At 62.0% G+C, this 20682-nt stretch carries 19 protein-coding genes; 10 read left to right on the top strand and 9 right to left on the bottom strand.

Annotated features, from left to right (window positions below):
* Positions 1–164: 164 nt before the first annotated feature.
* The 10 genes from AC1RDQ_RS08640 to AC1RDQ_RS08595 all read left to right on the top strand — a co-directional run bounded on the left by AC1RDQ_RS08640 (position 165) and on the right by AC1RDQ_RS08595 (position 13441).
* Positions 165–518 carry a hypothetical protein gene (locus tag AC1RDQ_RS08640; RefSeq protein ID WP_150813843.1) on the top strand — a complete coding sequence of 118 codons (354 nt, stop codon included), beginning with the start codon at positions 165–167 and terminating at the stop codon, positions 516–518.
* A 286-nt stretch (positions 519–804) separates the two neighbouring features.
* Positions 805–1764, top strand: a complete 960-nt coding sequence (locus AC1RDQ_RS08635) for an AAA family ATPase (protein WP_057715002.1) — start codon at positions 805–807, stop codon at positions 1762–1764.
* A gap of 5 nt (positions 1765–1769) precedes the next feature.
* Entirely contained in the window at positions 1770–2714 is a 945-nt protein-coding gene (locus AC1RDQ_RS08630; protein ID WP_218496037.1) for a DUF58 domain-containing protein, read from the top strand.
* The gene (locus AC1RDQ_RS08625) at positions 2711–3205 is read left to right on the top strand and encodes a DUF4381 domain-containing protein (protein ID WP_057715004.1); all 495 of its coding nucleotides are present in this window, start codon (positions 2711–2713) and stop codon (positions 3203–3205) included. The genes AC1RDQ_RS08630 and AC1RDQ_RS08625 overlap by 4 nt, the downstream gene beginning before the upstream one ends.
* Positions 3198–4280 carry a vWA domain-containing protein gene (locus AC1RDQ_RS08620; protein WP_057715005.1) on the top strand — a complete coding sequence of 361 codons (1083 nt, stop codon included), beginning with the start codon at positions 3198–3200 and terminating at the stop codon, positions 4278–4280. Before AC1RDQ_RS08625 ends, AC1RDQ_RS08620 begins: the two co-directional genes overlap by 8 nt.
* Positions 4277–6010 carry a vWA domain-containing protein gene (locus AC1RDQ_RS08615; protein WP_492586938.1) on the top strand — a complete coding sequence of 578 codons (1734 nt, stop codon included), beginning with the start codon at positions 4277–4279 and terminating at the stop codon, positions 6008–6010. The genes AC1RDQ_RS08620 and AC1RDQ_RS08615 overlap by 4 nt, the downstream gene beginning before the upstream one ends.
* On the top strand, positions 6007–7656 hold the full coding sequence (locus AC1RDQ_RS08610; protein WP_492586936.1) for a BatD family protein: 1650 nt from the start codon (positions 6007–6009) through the stop codon (positions 7654–7656). Before AC1RDQ_RS08615 ends, AC1RDQ_RS08610 begins: the two co-directional genes overlap by 4 nt.
* Positions 7657–7965: 309 nt before the next feature.
* A complete protein-coding gene (locus tag AC1RDQ_RS08605) occupies positions 7966–9210 on the top strand; it encodes an exonuclease SbcCD subunit D C-terminal domain-containing protein (protein WP_492586934.1) in 1245 nt (414 codons plus the stop codon).
* Positions 9207–12848 (top strand): AAA family ATPase, encoded by a 3642-nt coding sequence (locus tag AC1RDQ_RS08600; protein WP_492586932.1) that lies wholly within the window; start codon positions 9207–9209, stop codon positions 12846–12848. The genes AC1RDQ_RS08605 and AC1RDQ_RS08600 overlap by 4 nt, the downstream gene beginning before the upstream one ends.
* Entirely contained in the window at positions 12845–13441 is a 597-nt protein-coding gene (locus AC1RDQ_RS08595; protein ID WP_492586931.1) for a glutathione S-transferase, read from the top strand. Before AC1RDQ_RS08600 ends, AC1RDQ_RS08595 begins: the two co-directional genes overlap by 4 nt.
* Positions 13442–13555: 114 nt before the next feature.
* Here AC1RDQ_RS08595 and AC1RDQ_RS08590 read toward each other — a convergent pair whose 3' ends face one another.
* From AC1RDQ_RS08590 to AC1RDQ_RS08550, 9 genes are all read right to left on the bottom strand, one after another.
* Positions 13556–13813, bottom strand: a complete 258-nt coding sequence (locus AC1RDQ_RS08590) for a hypothetical protein (protein WP_492586929.1) — start codon at positions 13811–13813, stop codon at positions 13556–13558.
* Positions 13810–14022 (bottom strand): hypothetical protein, encoded by a 213-nt coding sequence (locus AC1RDQ_RS08585; protein ID WP_057716614.1) that lies wholly within the window; start codon positions 14020–14022, stop codon positions 13810–13812. Before AC1RDQ_RS08585 ends, AC1RDQ_RS08590 begins: the two co-directional genes overlap by 4 nt.
* 115 nt (positions 14023–14137) lie before the next feature.
* Positions 14138–14263 (bottom strand): hypothetical protein, encoded by a 126-nt coding sequence (locus tag AC1RDQ_RS08580; RefSeq protein ID WP_256353340.1) that lies wholly within the window; start codon positions 14261–14263, stop codon positions 14138–14140.
* A gap of 215 nt (positions 14264–14478) precedes the next feature.
* Complete coding sequence (locus tag AC1RDQ_RS08575; protein WP_492586928.1) at positions 14479–14658, bottom strand: hypothetical protein; 180 nt, start codon at positions 14656–14658, stop codon at positions 14479–14481.
* 156 nt (positions 14659–14814) lie between these two features.
* Complete coding sequence (locus tag AC1RDQ_RS08570; RefSeq protein ID WP_492586926.1) at positions 14815–15984, bottom strand: lactonase family protein; 1170 nt, start codon at positions 15982–15984, stop codon at positions 14815–14817.
* Positions 15977–16315: a DUF5629 family protein gene (locus tag AC1RDQ_RS08565; RefSeq protein ID WP_218496058.1), complete on the bottom strand. Its 339-nt coding sequence runs from the start codon at positions 16313–16315 to the stop codon at positions 15977–15979. The genes AC1RDQ_RS08570 and AC1RDQ_RS08565 overlap by 8 nt, the downstream gene beginning before the upstream one ends.
* Positions 16316–16435: 120 nt before the next feature.
* Positions 16436–18016 (bottom strand): aldehyde dehydrogenase (NADP(+)), encoded by a 1581-nt coding sequence (locus AC1RDQ_RS08560; protein WP_492586924.1) that lies wholly within the window; start codon positions 18014–18016, stop codon positions 16436–16438.
* A gap of 10 nt (positions 18017–18026) precedes the next feature.
* Positions 18027–19019: an AraD1 family protein gene (gene araD1, locus AC1RDQ_RS08555; protein ID WP_057715016.1), complete on the bottom strand. Its 993-nt coding sequence runs from the start codon at positions 19017–19019 to the stop codon at positions 18027–18029.
* Between the two features lie 160 nt (positions 19020–19179).
* Positions 19180–20502, bottom strand: coding sequence for an MFS transporter (locus AC1RDQ_RS08550; protein ID WP_407515374.1), 1323 nt, complete (start codon positions 20500–20502; stop codon positions 19180–19182).
* Positions 20503–20682 lie beyond the last annotated feature (180 nt).

The following is a 20682-nucleotide window of genomic DNA, read 5'->3' as shown; positions in this document are numbered from 1 at the left end:
GATATGAATAGGTAACCACTAGCAGAACTGCTAGGCAGTTGAACTTGGACCGGTTTCTCCTGCAGATACGCAGTGTTGAATTTCATAGCCACTCAATACAATCCAGCAAAAAAACCTTCGCACTGGCACAATCGCACGCTACAGCCAAACATCTGGAATTTCCCATGCAAATGACCACCGCCCTCCTGATCGTCAACCCTTGCGACGACGAAGAAGACAACATGGCCATGCTCTGCTGCCACAGCGACCAGGGCGAAATGTTCCTGATGAGCCGCTACCCGGATGAAGACGAGCTGGAAATCACTCTGGACGGCGAGCCTTCGACCCTGGACGGCGTGAAAGTCACCCTGAGCCCTTCCCTGCTGAAGATCGAAATTGCCGCGGCTGATGCCGATGCGCTCAACGGCGACGATGTATTGGAAATCACCTTTGATGCCGACATGGTGGATATGGATGAAGTTGAGCTGACCTTGAAGAACATTCTTGATGGCACTGGCACCTTCATTAGCCAGCTCTGAATATCAGCGCCTGTTCCGACCTCATCGCGAGCAAGCTCGCTCCCATATTTGATTGCATGCCTCAGTGACGGCGTGGTCCCCTGTGGGAGCGAGCTTGCTCGCGATGGCGTCAGTAAGCCCGCCACAATACTGAAATGGAACGAACCTCCAACAATTTCACCCATCTTTTCCCGCACTTTGCGCAAAATGCCGTTAGTCGCCACCCCCCGCGATGGATTAAAGTAACGCCCCCAGCCCTGGCGCATTTCGAACGTCCTCGGCCACCCTTTTGCAGGAACAGTCATCGATGGAACATCGTGAAGCGCTGCTAGCGCTGCGAACCTTTCTTTCAACGCAGATTCTCGGCCAGGAAAAACTCATCGAGCGATTGCTCATCGCCCTGCTCGCCGACGGCCATATGCTGGTCGAGGGTGCTCCTGGCCTGGCCAAGACCAAGGCCATCAAAGAACTTGCCGAAGGCATCGAAGCGCAGTTCCACCGCATCCAGTTCACCCCTGACCTGTTGCCGGCCGACATTACCGGTACGGAAATCTACCGCCCGGAAACCGGCAGCTTCGTGTTCCAGCAAGGCCCTATCTTCCACAACCTGGTATTGGCGGACGAAATCAACCGCGCCCCGGCCAAGGTCCAGTCGGCCTTGCTCGAAGCCATGGGCGAGCGGCAAGTCAGTGTCGGGCGCAGCACCTACGAGCTGTCGCCGCTGTTCCTGGTGATGGCCACGCAGAACCCGATCGAGCAGGAAGGCACCTACCCGTTGCCGGAAGCCCAGCTTGACCGGTTCCTGATGCACGTGAAAATCGGCTTTCCCGATGCCACTGTCGAGCGCCGGATTCTGCAGCAAGCCCGTGGGGAAGCCCTGAACGGCGAAGCGAAGCCTGAGCGTCGGGTTACTCAACAGACGATTTTTGTCGCACGCAAGGAAATCCTCGGTCTGTACATGGCCGACGCCGTGGAGGAGTACCTGGTACAACTGGTCATGGCCACCCGCACCCCGGCCAAATTCGATCCGGAAATGGCCGAGTGGATCGCCTACGGCGCCAGCCCCCGAGGCTCGATTGCCCTGGACCGCTGCGCCCGCGCCCACGCCTGGCTGGCCGGGCGTGATTTCGTCAGCCCGGAAGACATCCAGGCCGTGCTGTTCGACGTGCTGCGCCATCGCATCATTCTTTCCTTTGAAGCCGAAGCCGCTGGCATCGATCAGGACCGTGTGGTCCAGCGGATTCTCGACGTCGTAGCCGTCGCTTGACCCCGATGAACGCCAGCCTGCCGCCCGAGCCGGGCATCCGTGTCAGCCTCGCCGACCTGATCGAGATGCGCCATCGCGTGCGCGAAGTGCAGCTGTTTTCCACGCCTGGCCAACGCAGCCCGCTGATCGGCCTGCACCATTCCAAATTGCGCGGGCGTGGCGTCGACTTCGATCAGGTGCGGGTCTATCAGGCCGGCGACGATGTGCGCACCATTGACTGGCGTGTGACCGCGCGCACCCAGGAGCCTCACACCAAACTGTTCCACGAAGAACGTGAGCGGCCGATATTCATCATGGTCGAACAAAGCCACCGGCTGTTTTTCGGGTCGGGCCTGATGTTCAAGTCGGTGCTCGCCGCCCAGGCCGCGAGCCTGATCGGTTGGGCAGCCCTGGGCCACAACGACCGGGTCGGCGGGCTGGTGTATGGCGACAATGAGCACTATGAAATCAAGCCTCGGCGCAGCAAGCAAAGCCTGCTGCAGTTGCTCAACCGGCTGGTGCGGGTCAACCGGTCGCTGACCACCGAGGGCGAGCCGGACCGCGACGCCTTTGGCATTGCCTTGCGCCGAGCGCGTGAGGTGTCACGTCCGGGCAGCCTTGTCATTGTGATTTGCGACGAACGCGCGCTATCGGAAAGCGCCGAGCAACAGCTGAGCCTGTTATCGCGTCATTGCGATCTGTTGCTGCTGCCGGTGTCCGATCCGCTGGATCATGCCCTGCCCGCCGCCGGCCTTTTACGTTTCGCCGAGCGCGGAGCGCAATTGGAACTCGATACGCTGAATTTCGACCTGCGCCAGGCTTACCGGGCCCAGGCTGAAGTGCGTATCGCGCGCTGGGAGCTGCTCGCGCAAAAACTGCGGGTGCTGATGATGCCGTTGAGCACTCAGAGCGAGATGGTCGAGCAACTGCGCGAGTACCTGAACCCACAGAAACCGGGGAAAGGTCGATGAGCAGCCTTGATCAACTGCAACCACTGATATCCCCGCCACCGGTGGAATTCTGGCCTCCGGCACCGGGTTGGTGGTTGCTGCTTCTGTTGGTGCCGCTGATCGGTTTGGGCCTGTGGAAGCTGCGTCGTTTTATTCCGGACAGGCGTCCCGTGGTGCGTGCAGAACAGCCGCTTGACCCGGTGCGTCTTGCCGCCCTGGCGGAGCTGGCCTTGATGCCCAAACCCTATGACGGTGCGCCGGCCGGTGCCTGGCTGCAGCAACTCAACGGTTTGCTCAAACGCCTGTGCCGCAACCATTACCCCTACAGCCAGAGCCACACCCTCAACGGGCGAAAATGGCTGGCGTTCCTCGACAATCGCTGCCCGGCCGCCGGCCTGACTCGCTGGATGGTGCTGGTCGAAGGCGCCTACAAACCCGAATGCAAACTCGACGACAAGGCCATCGCCGGCCTGACCCAGGCCGTCGACACATGGATTCGCAAGCATGTTTGAGTTCGCCTGGCCGTGGATTTTTGCCCTTCTGCCGCTGCCGTGGCTGATGCGCATCATATTGCCGGTGGCCGACAGTGGCGAACCGGCGCTCAAGGTCAGCTTCCTCAGCGACCTGGAAGGCCTCGCCGGGCGTCGCGCCCGGGCCAACCTGCCAGCATGGCGCCAGCAGGCACCGTTCATAGTGCTGTGGCTGTTGCTGCTGGTCGCGGCGGCACGCCCGCAATGGCTCGGCGAACCCTTGCCGATTGCCGCCAGTGGCCGTGACTTGCTGGTGGCGGTGGACGTTTCCGGTTCCATGGACTTCCCTGACATGCAGTGGCAGGACGAAGAAGTGAGCCGACTGGCGTTGGTCCAGCACCTGCTCGGCGATTTCCTCGAAAGCCGCGAAGGTGACCGGGTCGGCCTGATCCTGTTCGGTAGCCAGGCCTACCTGCAGGCGCCGCTGACCTTCGACCGCCACACCGTGCGCGTCTGGCTCGATGAAGCGCGTATCGGCATTGCCGGCAAAAACACCGCCATCGGCGATGCTATCGGCCTGGCCCTCAAGCGCCTGCGCTCGCGTCCGGCAACAAGTCGCGTGCTGATTCTGGTCACCGACGGCGCCAACAATGGCGGTGAAATCGACCCGTTCACCGCCGCCCGGCTGGCGGCCAAGGAAGGCGTGAAAATCTATCCGATCGGCATTGGCGCCGATCCAGAGCAAAGCGGTTCCGTGGGTTTCCTCGGCGTGAACCCGAGCCTGGACCTCGACGAGCCGTCCCTCAAGGCCATCGCCGAAGTCACCGGCGGTCAGTACTTCCGCGCCCACGATGGCAAGGAACTGCAATCGATCAAGGACACCCTTGACCAACTGGAGCCCGTGACCCAGCAACCGACCCAGGCCCGCCCGGCCCAAGCGTTGTATCACTGGCCGCTGGCCCTGGCGCTGTGGTTGAGCATGCTGCTGCTGGCCCCCGTACTCTGGCCGGACAACCCGTTGCAACGCCTGTTTACCAGGGATCTGTTTTTGCAAACGCAATTGCTGCCTGACTGGCGCCAGCGTCTCAAACGCCTGCGCCTGCGGAGGCGCCGATGAGTGCGCTGTGGCCGTACTGGTTCCGCCCCTGGTGGCTGCTGTTGCTGCCGGTGCTTGGCTGGTTGCTCTGGCAACTCTGGCACCGCAAGAAGCGCGCTGGGCGCTGGCAGATGATCCTGCCTGCGGCGTTTCACACGACATTGCTCAGCGGTGGCAGTGGACGTGACAGTAAATTGCCCTGGATCGCCCTCGGTCTCGCGTGGCTGTTGACCGTGCTCGCCCTGCTGGGTCCGGGCTGGCAGCGTGTCGAGCAGACCAGTCAAAAGCCCGCCGATCCGCTGGTGGTGATTCTCGAACTGACCCCGGAAATGCTCGCCACCGACGTCACACCCAACCGACTCGAACAGGCACGACGCAAGGTGCTTGATCTGCTACAGATTCGCAGCGACGCGCAAACCGCCATCGTCGTCTACGCCGGCAGTGCCCACACACTGGTGCCGCTGTCAGATGATCTTTCCACCAGCCGCAATCTGTTGGATGCACTGAAACCGTCGTTGATGCCAGCGGCCGGTCATCGCGCCGATCTGGCGGTGCTCAAGGCCCTGGCGTTGCTCGAACAGGCTGCTTTGGGCGATGGCCGGATCCTGCTGATTGGATCGTCCCTGACCGACCAGGAGCGACTGGGCATCCGTCGCGCGCTGAACGGCAAATCGACTCAATTTTTGATGCTCGGCATCGGCACCGCCGAAGGCTCGCCGATCACCCAGGAAGACGGCAGCTTCCTCAAGGATGAACAAGGCGCCATTCTCGTGCCGCGCCTGGACGAGCCCGGCTTGAAAAATTTTGCCAACGACCTGGATGGGCGCTATCGCCAGGCGCGCCTGGACGATAGCGACCTGCATGCCCTTGGCCTGCTCGACGGTCCACGCCACTTGCGCAACGACGGTCAGACCTTGCGCCTGGACACCTGGGCCGATCAGGGGTACTGGCTGCTGCTGCCACTGCTGCTGCTCGCGGCCTGCGCGGGGCGTCGCGGTTGGCTGCTGTGCCTGCCGCTGCTATTGGCGCTGCCTCAACCGAGCTACGCCTTCGACCTCGCAGACCTTTGGCTGCGACCAGATCAACAAGGCTTGCATTTACTCAAGCAGAAGCGCCCTGCGGAGGCCTCCCGACGCTTCGAAAATCATCAGTGGCAAGGCGTGGCGCTCTATGAGGCCGGCGACTACGCAGGCGCCGCCGAGCGGTTTGCCGAAGGCGACGATGCCCACTCCCACTACAATCGAGGCAATGCCCTGGCCAAAAGCGGTGAGCTGGAGGCAGCCCTGGACGCTTACGAACAGGCACTGGAACGTCAACCGGATTTGCGTCCGGCACTGACCAACAAGGCGCTGGTCGAACGCCTGCTCAAGGAGAAAAATACTCCTCCTGAGCCAGACGCCGCCAGCAACGCCCGGCCCGAAGCCGAATCGCCGGAGCCACCGCCAGGTGCCGCCGCACAACCCTCGAGCAGCGGCGAACCGAAAACCGAGGGGCAACCGAGCCGCCCGGGTGAGGAACAACCACCCACCACACCGCCGAAACCGGGTGGCAACGAGGTTCCGGGCAGCGAACTGGGTGACGAACAACACACCACACCGCCCTTGCGCCCGGCCACCGACAGCATCGAAGGTGAGCAGCGCCAGGCACTGGAGCAATGGCTGCGACAGATCCCGGATGACCCCGGTGAACTGCTCAGGCGCAAATTCTGGTACGAACAGCAACAACATCAGGATCAGGAAGAAACTCGATGACCCGCTTCACCGTTTTATTGCTCGCGCTGCTGCATGGCCTGTTGTTCTGCACCGTTCAGGCACAGGCAGCAGAACTGGTCGCCAGTGTTGATCGCAGTCGCCTGAGCTCAGGCGAGACGGTCGAGCTGACCCTGGAATCCAGCGATGTCACTCAGTTCGGCAAACCGGACCTGGCGGCGCTGGAGCCGTTGTTCGAAGTGCGCGGCACACGCCAGGTCAACCAGCTGAACACCCTGAGCGGAGAAAACCAGGCCACCACCCGCTGGATCGTCACCCTCCTGCCCCGGCAAAACGGCAGCGTGGTGATTCCGTCATTGCAACTGGGGGAATTGCAGAGCCAGCCGATCACCCTGCAAGTGGTCGAGAGCGCAACACCGGACAACCCGAACCAGCGGGCCGCGGTGTTCATCGATGCCAGCCTCGATCAAACCAGCGTGTACGTGCAGGCCCAGGCGGTCCTGACCCTGCGCATCTACCATTCGGTGTCGCTGTACGACGACAGCAGCCTGCCACCCTTGCAGATACCTGACGCACGCATCGAACAATTGGGCGACTCACGCACCTACGAAAAGGACATCGACGGCCTGCGCCATGGCGTGATCGAAATGCGCTACGCGATCTACCCGCAACACAGCGGCGAACTGATCATTCCGGCACAGGTCTTCAACGCCGCGCTGGTCGACCCACAACCGGTACAGGACGCAGCCCAGGGGCCAAAAGCCGGCAAGCTGATGCGCGTCACCTCGGCCGAACTGCTGTTGACGGTCAAGGCCAAGCCCCTCACCTATCCGGCCGACGCGCCCTGGCTGCCTGCCCGCAGCCTGACCCTGAGCGAAATCTGGAACCCGGAGCCGGATCACACTCAGGTCGGCGATTCGCTGACCCGCAGCCTGACGGTGAAGGCCGAAGGCTTGTCCAGCACCCAACTGCCACCGCTGCCCGGCACCGACGTCGGCGGCCTGCGCCGCTACCCGGATCAACCGGTGCTCGGCAACCAGAACAGCGAACGCGGCCTGGTCGGCAGTCGTGAAGACCGCGAGGCCCTGGTGCCGACAAGGACCGGCGCCATCGAGCTGCCCACCGTCAACGTGGTCTGGTGGAACACCTTCGAAGATCATCTGGAACACAGCAGCCTGCCTGCTCGCACGCTGCACGTGGTGGCCAATCCGAGCCTGCTGGCCGACACCCCGGCCGGCGCCTCACCGGTCGATGCCAGCGTCGACAGCGAAGCACTCTGGCGCTGGAAGCTCAGTACCTTGATCCTGGCCTGCACCACCCTGCTCGGCTTTGGCCTCTGGTGGCGTGCCCGCTGGCAACCGGCGGTGGCGCGTGTCGCGCAAACCGGCCCGAGCCCGCGCACCGTGCTCGACGACCTCAAGCGCGCCTGCCAGGCCAACGACTCCCACGCCACCCGCCAGGCTCTCGACGCCTGGGCCCGCCAGCAGCCGGAAACCCTGGCCGACATGGCCGCCCGCTTCGTACCTCTGTCCGACGCCCTCGACGGCCTGAACGGCGCGCTGTACAGCGAAACCGGCCAGTATTGGCAAGGTGACGAACTGTGGCGGGCGATCAAGGCGATCCCGATGGCCGAACGGGTTCAGGACCCTGTCGGTGACAGTGGGTTGCCGCCGCTTTATCCCAAGTAAACACCGACCTGGCGACAAAGATGCATTTGTGGCGAGGGGGCTTGCCCCCGTTCGGGCGCGAAGCGTCCGTAAATCCGGGCGGCTCGGTGTACCAGAAAAAAATCTGGGGCCGCTCCGCAGCCCAACGGGGGCAAGCCCCCTCGCCACAGGCAAGCCCCCTCGCCACAGGCAGCCGTCCTCGCCACAGAACTCCCTGCCATAAGAAATTTGGTGTGCAACCACACCCGACCGGTTTACCAGTAAACTCTTCCCCCTTTCGCCGCCTTCATTTTTCACGCGGCCATTACCTATTTTGTAGCGGAGTTCGCCTTGCGCTTGTTTCACACCTCCGACTGGCACCTCGGGCAGAACCTGCACGGCCAGGATCGCGATTTCGAACACGGCTGTTTTCTCGAGTGGCTGTTGCGTCAATTGAAGCTCGACCAGCCGGATGTGCTGTTGATTGCCGGCGATATCTTCGACACGGTCAATCCGCCGGTCAAAGCCCAGGAGCGTCTCTACGACTTCATCGTCAGCGCCCACGAACAGCAGCCGTTGCTGACCATCGTGATGATTGCCGGCAACCACGATTCCGGCTCGCGGATCGAACTGCCCGCGCCGTTGATGCGCCGCTTGCGCACGCATGCGCTGGGCCGTGTGTTGTGGCTGGATGACGGGCAACTGGATGCCGAGCGTTTGCTGTTGCCGCTGCCGGATGCCAAGGGCAAAACCGTCGCCTGGTGCCTGGCGCTGCCGTTCCTGCGCCCTGCCGAAGTCACCGGCGCGCATCTGGGCGACAACTACCTGCGTGGCATTGGCCAGGTCCATGAATGGCTGATCGAGGCGGCGAACGCAAAGCGCAAGAAAGGCCAGGCGCTGATCGCCATCAGTCACGCGCACATGGCGGGCGGTTCGGTGTCGGAAGACTCGGAGCGCAGCCTGATCATCGGCAATGCCGAAGCCCTGCCCGCCAGCCTGTTCGGACCGAGCATCAGTTACGTTGCCCTCGGTCACTTGCACAAGCCGCAGAAGGTCAATGGCGAGGAGCGCATCCGCTACAGCGGCTCGCCGATTCCGTTGTCGTTCTCCGAGATCAGCTATCAGCACCAGATCCTCGACATCAAACTCGATGGCGAAACCCTGCTCAGCGTCGAGCCGAAACTGATCCCCCGCGCGGTCAACCTGCAACGCATCGGCCCGGCGCCATTGAGCGAGATCCTGGTGCAACTGGCGGATTTGCCGAACATCGACCTGTTGGCCGACATCCAGCGCCAGCCATGGCTGGAGGTGCGGGTGCGCCTCGACGAGCCGCAGCCTGACCTGCGCAATCAAGTGGAAACCGCCCTGCAAGGCAAGGCCGTGCGCCTGGTGCGCATCGCCGCCGAGTACGCCGGCAACGGCGGCCGTGACGGTGCCGACGAAGGCAGCGCGCTGATCGAACTGGACCAACTCACGCCTCAGGAACTGTTCAGCCGCGCCTGGCAGGACAACTACGGCAGCGAGGTCGACGAACAGACCCTCAAGGACTTTGCCGAGCTGTTGCAGGACGTGCAGATGGAGAGCGAACAACCATGAAAATCCTCGCGATCCGCCTGAAAAACCTCGCCTCCCTGGCCGGGCCATTTGAAATCGACTTCACTGCCGAACCCCTGGCCAGTGCCGGACTGTTCGCCATCACCGGCCCCACCGGCGCTGGTAAAAGCACCTTGCTCGATGCCCTGTGCCTGGCGCTGTTTGGCGCCGTACCGCGCCTGAACAACACCGGGCGCGACGCCAAGGTGCCGGATGCCGACGGCGAAATCGCTACCGGCGACCCGCGCACCCTGCTGCGTCGCGGCACGGGTGAAGGCTATGCGGAAGTGGATTTCGTCGGCGTCGACGGCCGCCGCTACCGCGCCCGCTGGGAGGCCAATCGCGCCCGGGACAAGGCCGCTGGCAAGCTGCAGGCCAGCCGCCAGAGCTTGCGTGACATCGATCAGGATCAATTGCTCGCCAGCCAGAAAGGCGAATACAAGACTCAGCTCGAAGCCGCGCTGGGGCTGAATTTCGAACAATTCACCCGCGCGGTAATGTTGGCGCAAAGCGAGTTCAGCGCGTTCCTCAAGGCCGACGACAACGACCGCAGCGAACTGCTGGAAAAACTCACCGACACCGCGCTCTACACCCGTCTCGGTCGTCGGGCCTTCGACAAGACCAAGGAGGCCCGCGAGGCGCACAAGCTGCTGCAGGATCAGGCCAGCGGGGTAACGCCGCTGTCACCCGAAGCCCGCGCGGAACTGGATGAGCGCTTCAGCCAGGCGCAGCAACAACTCAAGACCCAACAGGCACAACTCAAACAGCTTGAACTGCAGGACACCTGGCTCAAGGACCTGCGTCGATTGCAGGACGAGCATCTGGCCGCCAGCGAACAACTGCAATCGGCGCAGACCCACTGGGAGGCCTTGGCCAGCGAGCGGTTGAGGCTCACCCGTCTCGAACAGCTGGCCCCGCAACGGCACCAGTTCGCCCGTAAAGCCGAGGTTGACGCGCTGCTGACACCCTTGGCGACGCAAATTGCCTTGCAGACGGAGCAACATGGCGAACTCGGTGAGCACCAGACGCAGCTTGAGCAACAGCTGAGCAGCGCCCGGATCGCCTTGAGCGAAACCCAACAGCGACAAGCCGACAGCGCGCCGTTGCTGCGTCAGGCCTTCGAAGCCCAAAGCACCCTCGCCCGCCTGGCCAAGGACACAGCCCTCAGCGCCGAAGCCAGGCAGCAGGCGCAACAGGCCTGCGCCCAGGGCCAGGGCACGATTCAGACCTTGCTCGATCAGCAAGCCCGAGGCGCCGGGGACTTGCAGCGCATCGCCACCGGGCTTGAGCAAAGCACGCATCTGGCACCGCTGAGCGATGCCTGGAATGCCTACCGTGATCGCCTGCAACAGTTGATGCTGATCGGCAATCGACTGAATCAGGGCCAGGCCGAACTGGCCAGCCTCGAACAAAACGCCGCGAGCACCGACCAGGCGCTCACCGCGCAGAAGCAGCAACTGGAGGTGCTGTTCAAGGAGGCCGGTGCCGAACCGGATGCCGTCGCCGAACAGATCGGCATCCTGGGTAGCCTGTTGCAGGACAACCGCAAGCAACTGCGCGCCGTCGAAGACCTTGCGCGCCTGTGGGCCAGCCAGCAGGACCTGGACAAACGCAGCGCCGAGCTGCAACAGCGCCAGCTCACCGCGCAGCAGGAGCGCGAACGCCTGACCCAGGACGGGGTCAAGGCCAAGGCTGATCTGAGCGTTGCCGAACAGACCCTCAACGTCACTCGCGAACTGCTGGAGCGTCAGCGTTTGGCGCGCAGTGCCAGTGTCGAAGAGCTGCGCGCGCAGTTGCAGGACGATCAGCCATGTCCGGTCTGCGGCAGCAACGAGCATCCGTATCATCAGCCGGAAGCCTTGCTGCAAAGCCTCGGTCGCTTTGATGAAAGCGAACAGGCCAACGCGCAAAAGGCCGTCGACCTGCTCAAGGAAAAACTCACTGACCTGCGTGCCGAAGTCGGCGGGCTGATCGCCCAGCAAAAGGAACTGCTGCAACAGCAGGAGCAACTGGCGACCCAGCAGCAAGCCCTCGCACCGAGCCTGGAAGCGCACCCGCTGGCAGCCCAACTGCTGAATCAGGATGCCGCCAAACGCGATGCCTGGCTCGTCCAGCAAAACAGTCAGCTCAACCAAAGCATCAACCAGGACGAGCAACGGCAGAGCGCGCTGCTCACCCTGCAACAGGATGCCGCACGCCTGACCCAGCAACTGCGCCATGCCGAAACCGCGCACCAGCAAGCGGCCCAGCACCTGAGCAATCAACAGCGCGAATTGAACAACGACCGCCAGCGTCTGGACGAAGAACTCAAGGCATTCGCCAACCTGCTGCCGGCCGAGACCCTGCAAGCGCTGCGCGTCGAACCGGCGGCGACCTTCATGCAGCTCGACCGGCAGATCGCCGAGCGCCTGGCGCAACTCGAACAACAAAAGGAAGAATTGGCCGAGCAGCAACAGCGCCAGCAACACCTGGAGAAGGAACAGGATCGCCAGCAAAGCCGCGTGCAGCAATTGCAGGCCGCCGAACAGCAATTCACCGGGCTGGCCGAGCAGCAACAGGCGAGCCAGCACACACTCGGGCAATTACTCGGCGAACACAGCAGCGCCGAGCATTGGCAGCAGCAACTGGAACAGACCGTGGAACAGGCACGCAGCGCCGAAGCCAGCACTGCGCAGACGTTGCAAAGCGTCGTCACGCAGTCAGTGCAAATCGCCGCCGAGCTCAAGGCCCAGCGCGAACGCTTGCATGCACTGGAAGGCGAAGAACTTGAGCTCGCCGGCAAGATCGGCGACTGGCGTGCCCGTCATCCCGAGCTGGATGACGGTGGCCTCGAAAACTTGTTGAGCGTCGACGACACCCAGGTCAGCGAACTGCGCCAGCGCTTGCAGCACAGCGAGAAAGCCATCGAACAGGCCAACGTCCTGGTACAGGAGCGCAACAAACACCTGCTCAATCATCAGGCACAACAGAACGGCAACCTCGATGTCGAGCAATTGGCCAGTGCGCTGATCGACCTGCAAAACCTCGCTGACGCCAGCGAGCAACACTGCGCCGAACTGCGCGCCGATCAGGCCGAGGACCAGCGCCGGCAGAACGCCAATCAGGCCCTGGCGCAGCAGATTGCCGACGCCTACAACGAGTATCAACGCTGGGCACGCCTGAATGCGTTGATCGGCTCCGCCACCGGCGACACCTTCCGCAAGATCGCCCAGGCCTACAACCTCGACCTGCTGGTGCATCACGCCAACGTGCAATTGCGCCAACTGGTGCGCCGCTATCGCCTCAAACGCGGCGGCAGCATGCTCGGGTTGCTGGTGATGGACACGGAAATGGGCGACGAACTGCGCTCGGTGCACTCACTGTCCGGTGGCGAGACCTTCCTGGTGTCGCTGGCGCTGGCCCTCGGTTTGGCGTCAATGGCGTCGAGCACGTTGAAAATCGAGTCGCTGTTCATCGACGAAGGCTTCGGCAGCCTCGATCCCGAATCCCTGCAACTGGCCATGGATGCCCTCGACGGCTTGCAGGCCCAGGGCCGCAAGGTCGCGGTGATTTCCCACGTACAGGAAATGCATGAACGGATTCCGGTGCAGATTCAGGTCCAGCGCCAGGGCAACGGCCTGAGTACCCTGGAGGTGAAATGAACACGCTGTATTCCTTCCGCCGCTGCCCATACGCCATGCGTGCACGCATGGCCCTGCGTTATTCGGGAGTGGCCGTGGAGATTGTCGAAGTCAGCCTGAAGGCCAAGCCCGCCGAGATGCTCGCGCTGTCGGGCAAAGGCACGGTGCCGGTGCTCAGCGCCGATGGCCGGGTGATCGACGAAAGCCTCGACATCATGCGCTGGGCCCTGGCACAGAACGATCCGCAGGACTGGTTGCTCAAGGATGATCCTGTCGCAGCGGAGCAAATCGCTCCTTTGATTGAACAGAACGATCAGGTGTTCAAGGTGCACTTGAATCGCTACAAGTACGCGGAACGTTATCCCGAGCAGCCGATGGAGGTTTATCGCACTGAGGGTGAGGTGTTCCTGCGCAGGCTGGATCAGTTGCTGGAAGGGCGCGACTATTTGCTGGCGGACCATCCGAGCCTGGCGGATGTGGCGTTGATGCCGTTCGTACGACAATTCGCCCATGTCGATCGCGAGTGGTTCGGGCAGACGCCTTACCTGCGCTTGCAGGCATGGCTACAGCGGCTTTTGGAGTCGGACCTGTTCACATCAATCATGAAGAAATAACCATCCCCTGTAGGAGCCAGCTTGCTGGCGAAGGTGTGTCAGTTGACGCTGTGGTGCCTGATACACCATCGCCAACAGGCTGGCTCCTACAAAGGTCCGTGGTGCGTCGAAGACTCAGGCCAGAACCTGACACATCCCGATGGCTGAGCAATCGACCTGGAACGGGCCGAAAAACACACCTTCACTCCTGATCGGCGGATTGCCGGCCAGCATGCCCTGGGCATTGGCGTTTTCGATGTTGCGGGCAATGTTGTGGTTGGCTTCGATGGCCCGTGCCACCGAGCCTGCCGAGCCCTGTCCGATCCCCAACAGGGAGGATCCATTGGTCATGAACGCCAGGAAAGCGATGACCCAGAGTCTGTGTCCTTTCATGCGCCGACGACTCCTGCGAGTTCAGCCTGATCAACGCTGGCGTTTTGCGCACGGTGTTCAAACTGGATGCCGGGATGAGCGACCTGGATCGGCGCCTCGAAGGTGGATTGCGACTGCGCTGAAAGGCTGACCAGCAGCACCATGGCAAGGTAAAGACCGATTGCCACATAGGCGCCGTGTTTGGCAGAAGTGAGAATTGCGCTGGCCATGATGTTCTCCGCAGGCATGTTTCAATGCCCACAGAATCGATCAAAAAAGCCGGGTTAACCACTCAGGGATATCCATAGTGACCATCAACTTCATTGATCATTAAGCCAGACTATTTCAGTCTTCAATAAAACTCATCAAGCGCTCGCGCGCAGCATCCGGCTCACTCGGAACAGGGTCGGCTGCCGACAGAATGGGGGTGGAATAGAGAAAAAGTAGAACCAATGCCAGACGCGTCACCATGCTGTCGATCCTTGCCGTGAGGAGGAGTCAAAAATCAGCGTCAATTTAAACTCATGGCAATGTGATATCAAGCGCGACATTGATGGCAAAGTGATGCTGTCGCAAATGCGTTATGCAGGAGCGACATCACTCTGATCGTTTTCAACACCTGTTTTTCAACATCAGGCTCTTCGATCATCAGTGACTTCGCTCCTGCATAAAGGCAGGGCTGACGTTCAGGCTTGGGTTTTGTGATCCAGCGCGGCGTAGAAGTTGGCGCTCTGTTGCAGGTACTTCGGGGTGTAGCTCTGGGTGTGGGCTTTTTTGTCGCTGATTTCAGCGTTGGCACTGGCTGGCAGCGCAACGGTGGCGGAAATGGCGGAAGCGGCGATGACAGAGAAGATGTTGAAGTTCATGGCGGTATTCCTCGGATTCGGTTGGCTTGCTTGCCCGGTGGGGCTGTGAAGCAAACTTAACCCTCGAGGGTTCGTGCCTTGAAATGCTTTGTAGCAGTACCAGATATCAGCGTCATTGATAAAAGCAGGCAGGCCCCATCAACCGGGGCCTGCGGCTTATTGACGCAGCAGAAACCTGAGGTCGCTCGGGGCATCCATCGGCAGTTTTTGCACGGTCTTGCCCAGCAGACCGGTCCTGACGTCGCGTTCGACGACGACAATCTGGTTGCTCTTCTGGTTGGCGATCAACAGGAATTTGCCGCTCGGATCGAGGCTGAATTCCCGCGGATGATCACCCTCCACCGCCCGCCGTTGCAGCTCACTGAGGTGGCCGGTCGCCGGATCGATGGCAAACACCAGCAGTTGATTGGCCGTGCCACGGTTGCTGACGTAGAGGAACTTGCCGTCAGCCGAGGCATGCAACGCCGCCGCAGCCTTGTCCGATACCGGTTGCCCGGCAGCCAGATCGACCATCTGCGTCTGTTCGAGTTGGCCGTTGTGGTAATCGAACACCGCCACTTGCGCGCTCATTTCCATGGTCAGCCAGGCGTGTTTGCCATCGGCGCTGAACAGCAGGTGGCGCGGCCCGCTGCCCGGCGGCAGTTGCACGAATGCCGGGGTGGCCGGGGTCAACGGCAGTTCCGGGTTGGCCTTGGGGTCGAAGCGGTAGGCAAACACCTTGTCGGCGCCCAGGTCATTGGCGAACACGTATTTGCCGTCCGGCGACGGGATCGTCGAGTGCACGTGGGCCGAGGCCTGGCGCTCGGGATTGACCCGACTCGCCGGGTGGCTGCTCATCTGCACCACCGGTTTGAGCTTGCCATCGGCCGCCACCGGCAATACCGCCAGGGTGCCGCCCGGGTCTTCGGCCACCGAGTAATTGCTGACAAACAAATGGCTGCCATCGATGCTGAGGCTGGAATGGGTCGGCTCGTTGCCCAGGCTTTGCACCTGGCTGATCAGGCTCAGCGCGTGGGTCTTGGGATCGATCGCGAAACTGCTGACACGCCCTACCGGATCGGTCTGGCCAGGGCCGTTTTCGTTGACCACGAACAGCTGTCGCTGATCTTTCGACAGGGTCAGCCACGACGGGTTTTCGCTCTTGATCACTTGCAGGGGGCTGGCATCGATCTGCCCGGCGCGGCTGTCGAACGCCAGGCGGTAGATGCCCTGGCTTTGACCAGCGGTGTAGGAGCCCACCAGCAGTTGATAGTCCTCGGCGGATGCGACCTGGACGCCCATGGCGCCGATGCTGCCGGCCATCAACAGTGGCCAGAGGTTACGCATCGTCTTGTTCGTCTTCTTCGTTGTCACCGCTGACGACATCGCCCAGGCACACCAAACGGTGTTCGCCCGAGTCACCGGTGATCAACCAGCTTTGCAGCGTAGAGTCGAAAGTCGCGGCCTGGACCTGCGCCGGAGTGAACTCCCAGTGTTTGGCCGCACGGCCATCCATGCATTCAATGTGCAGGTTATCGAACTCGTCGAGGGCGAATTCGAAGGCATGCAGCCCGTCGATCTCCACCATTCCGCAGTGTTCGAGGGCATTGAGCAAGGTGTCGGTTGGGGAAGTCATGGCAATCAATCTTTGAATGAGAAAGACGCAATGATAGCTCATGCACCACCTCCCCTGTAGGAGCGAGCCTGCTCGCGATGGCGGACAGCCAGTCAACATCTGCATTGACTGGACTACCGCTATCGCGAGCAGGCTCGCTCCTACAGAGATTGTGGTCAGCCGCTAGAGTGCCTCGCGGGACGACTGCCCATCCACCAGTCGCTGGATGCGCAGCGGATTGCCGTTCTTCAGTGCATCCGGCAGCAAGCTGTCCGGGTAGTTCTGGAAGCACACCGGGCGCAGGAAACGATCGATGGCCAGTGTGCCCACCGAGGTACCACGCGCATCGGACGTTGCCGGGTAAGGCCCGCCGTGGACCATCGAATCGCAGACTTCCACGCCCGTCGGATAGCCATTGAGCAGGATGCGTCCGACCTTCTGCTCCAGCAACGCCGTCAGCCCGGCGAACTGTTCGAAGTCTTCCGGCTCGCCGATGACGGTGGCGGTCAACTGGCCGTGCAGGCCATTCAGGGCGGCCATCAGTTGCCCATGATCGGCCACTTCAACCACCACTGTGGTCGGACCGAACACTTCCTCTTGCAACACTTCATCGCCATCGAGCAGCAGGCTGACATCGGCCTTGAACAGCTGCGGCTGTGCCTGATTGCCCTGTTGCGGATTGCCGGCCAGGTGCTCAATCCCCGGATGCGCGAGGAGTTTTTGCAAGCCTTGACCATAGCTGCTCAAGGTGCCGGCGTTGAGCATGGTTTGCACCGGCTGGTCGCCCATCAACCCGGCCACTTGCTGCACAAAGGCACTGAACGGCGCTGAGCGAATGCCGATCACCAGGCCCGGATTGGTGCAGAACTGGCCGCAGCCCTGAACCACCGACGCCGTTAGATCCCGGGCGACGGTGTCGGCCCGCGCCTGCAACGCCTCGGGCAAGACGATCACCGGGTTGATGCTCGACATCTCGGCGAACACCGGAATCGGTTGTGCACGGGCCGCGGCCATATCGCACAAGGCACGACCGCCCTTGAGCGAACCGGTGAAACCAACGGCCTGAATCGCCGGATGCTTGACCAGCGCCTCGCCGACGCCACCGCCGTAGATCATGTTGAACACGCCGGCCGGCATCCCGGTTTTCTCGGCAGCACGAATGATCGCGTCAGCCACCCATTCAGCCGTGGCCATGTGACCGCTGTGGGCCTTGAACACCACCGGGCACCCGGCGGCCAGCGCCGAGGCGGTATCGCCGCCGGCGGTAGAGAACGCCAGCGGAAAATTGCTGGCACCGAACACTGCCACAGGTCCCAAGCCGATACGGTATTGACGCAAGTCCGGACGCGGCAACGGTTGACGCTCCGGCAATGCTCGGTCGATCCGTGCGCCGTAGAAATCACCGCGACGCAGGACTTTGGCAAACAGACGCATCTGCCCGCTGGTGCGTCCACGCTCGCCTTGAATCCGCCCTGCGGGCAACGCCGTTTCGCGGCAGACCACAGCGACAAAATCATCACCGAGGGCATCCAGTTCATCGGCAATGGCCTCGAGAAACTGCGCCCGCCGCTCCGCGCTCAGGCTGCGATAGACCGGATACGCGGCCGCTGCCGCGCCGGCCGCCGCATCGACTTCCTGCACTGTCGCCTGATAAAAGGCGTGAGGCAAAGCCTCGCCCGTTGTTGCATCGACACTCTGCAACTTGATGCTGCCGGCGGCGCTGCGCTGGCCGCCGATGTAGTTGTGACCAAGGATCCGGGTCATGGGTAACTCCTCAAAGTGTGCCGACGGTGCCGGGCTCGAAAGCCGCTGCGACCGGTGCGATGCCGTTGATCAATGGCGCGCCGAATTCAGCCTGGGTGATCTCGAACACGTCACCCGGTTGCGTGCGAATGCCGTCGGCAAAGGACAGGGTCGCCGTGCCGAAGAAGTGAATGTGCACGTCCCCCGGGCGCAGGAACTGGCTGTACTTGAAATGATGGAATTCGAGGTTGGCGAGGCTGTGGCACATGTTCGCCTCGCCGCTGAGAAACTCGTTCTGCCACAGCACTTCGCCGTCACGCAGGATGCGGCTGGTGCCCGCCAGATGCTGCGGCAGTTCGCCAACCCGCAGTTCCGGGCCATAGCTGCAGCTGCGCAGTTTCGAGTGGGCCAGGTACAGGTAGTTCTTGCGCTCCATGACGTGGTCGGAGAACTCGTTGCCCACGGCAAAACCCAGGCGATACGGCTTGCCGTCGTGACCGATCACGTACAGGCCAGCGATCTCCGGCTCTTCGCCGGCATCTTCGGCAAACGGCGGCAGGGGAAACGGCTGGCCCGGCCTGACGACGATGCCGCCATCGCCTTTGTAGAACCACTCCGGCTGCACACCGGCTTCATCCACCGCCGGCTTACCGCCCTCCACGCCCCATTTGAAGATGCGCATGGTGTCGGTCATCGCGGTTTCGTCTCCACTTTGCTGGTGCATCTTGTCCCGGGCCGAGGCGCTGCCCAGGTGGGTCAGGCCCGTGCCGCTGACCAGCATGTGCGCCGGGTCCGCATGGTCCAGGGGCGGCAGGATGCGCCGTTGTGTCAGCAACTCGGCATAGTCGTGGCTGATGCCCAGCCCCAGGCTCTGTACCTGTTGCTCAAGGCTTGCGCTCGCCTCGATCGCCGCCAATGCCAGATCGCGAACGGTGCGCGTGTCCTGTACTTCTCGCACCAGGCCCGCCTCGACCACGCCGACACGACGTTCGCCGTTACTCAATTCGAACTGAACCAAACGCATGAATTTTCTCCTGTTAACCCAGAACCTGGGCAAACACGACTCCCTGTGGGAGCTGGCTTGCCCGCGATGACGGCGACACATTCAACATTGATGTGCCAGACAGATTGCTATCGCGGGCAAGCCCGCTCCCACAGGGTCCGTGGTGATTTGCTGTTTCCTGTCAGGTGCGCGAAGCCCCACGTGCACTTGCTGCAAATTGATCGGCTGGCAGGACGTGTTTGCGTTCCAGCAAGCGATACACCACACCGGTCAACACCAGCCCGAACACCATCACCCCCGACAGGAAGTACAGGCCAGAAGCCAGGTTGCCGGTGTATTCCTTGAGTGCGCCGATCACGAATGGACCGAGGTAACCGCCGAGGTTGCCCACCGAATTGATCAAGGCAATCCCCGCCGCCGCACTGGCTCCGGCGAAGAAGCGGCCCGGCAAGGTCCAGAACACCGCCGTGCAGGAGAACAGTGCGAACGCCACCAGGCACAGCGCCGCCAGTTGCAGCACAGGCACCGACAGCCAGGCGCTGAGGAACAGGCCAATCGCACCCAGCACGTAAAGCACGGCGAGGTGGCCGTAGCGGTCGTTCAAGCGGTCGGAACTGCGCGGGATGATCAGCAAACCGACGATGCCAAAGATGTACGGCACCGCCGAGACAAATCCGGTCACCAGGTCGCTGCCGCCGAACTGCTTGATCAGGGTCGGCAGCCACAAACCCAGGCCATAGATGCTCAGGGTCACCGGCAGGTAGAACAGCGCCAGCAGCAGGACGCGCTTGTCCTTGAGGGCGTGCAACGGGTTGCCGTGACGGGTCTGGCCGTAGGCATCCAGATCCTTTTTCAGCTCGCCGCTCAGCCAGTCCTTTTCCGCCTGGTCCATCCACTTCACCTGCTGCGGGCCGTCCGGCAGGTAACGCAGCACTGGCCAGGTCAGCAGGATCGCCGGGCAGCCGATGACGATGAACAGCCACTGCCAGCCATGCAGACCCAACACGCCGTCCATGCCCAGCAAACCACCGGACACCGGGCCGGTGATCATCATCGCAATGGGTTGCGACAGGATGAACAACCCGAGGATCTTGCCGCGATGGCGCACCGGAAACCATTGGGTGATGTAGTACAGAACGCCCGGGAAGAACCCGGCTTCGGCGGCGCCGAGCAAAAAGCGCATCACATAGAAGCTGTTCGGCCCCTGGACGAAGGCCATGCCGATGGTGATGGCGCCCCAGGTGACCATGATCCGCGCGAACCAGCGCCGTGCTCCGAAGCGGTCGAGCATCAGGTTGCTGGGGATTTCCAGCAGGAAGTAGCCGATGAAGAACAACCCGGCGCCAAGACCGTAGGCGGCATCGCCCAGGCCGATGTCTGCGCCCATGTGCAATTTGGCGAAGCCCACCGCGGAGCGGTCCACATAGGCGATCAGGTACAGCAGGATCAGGAAGGGAATCAGTTTCAGCGTGATGCGGCGGATAAGCCGCAGTTCCTGGCTCATGAGAACGGTCTCCGATTGTTGTTGTTATAGAACCTCGGGGGACGCCTCTCGCGAAGAATTCGCCAGGGCCATCCCTTCGTTTGAGCGGACTATATAGTAATACTATTTACTCAACAACACTTCCAAAGCGCAGAATTTGCGCTTATGTTACGCCTCAGCTCGAACAATATAGTCATACAA

Source organism: Pseudomonas sp. GW823-FHT02E01 (genome assembly GCF_058797535.1).
Note: the sequence above shows the minus strand (reverse complement) of the source record. Positions and strands in the feature narration are given on the sequence as shown.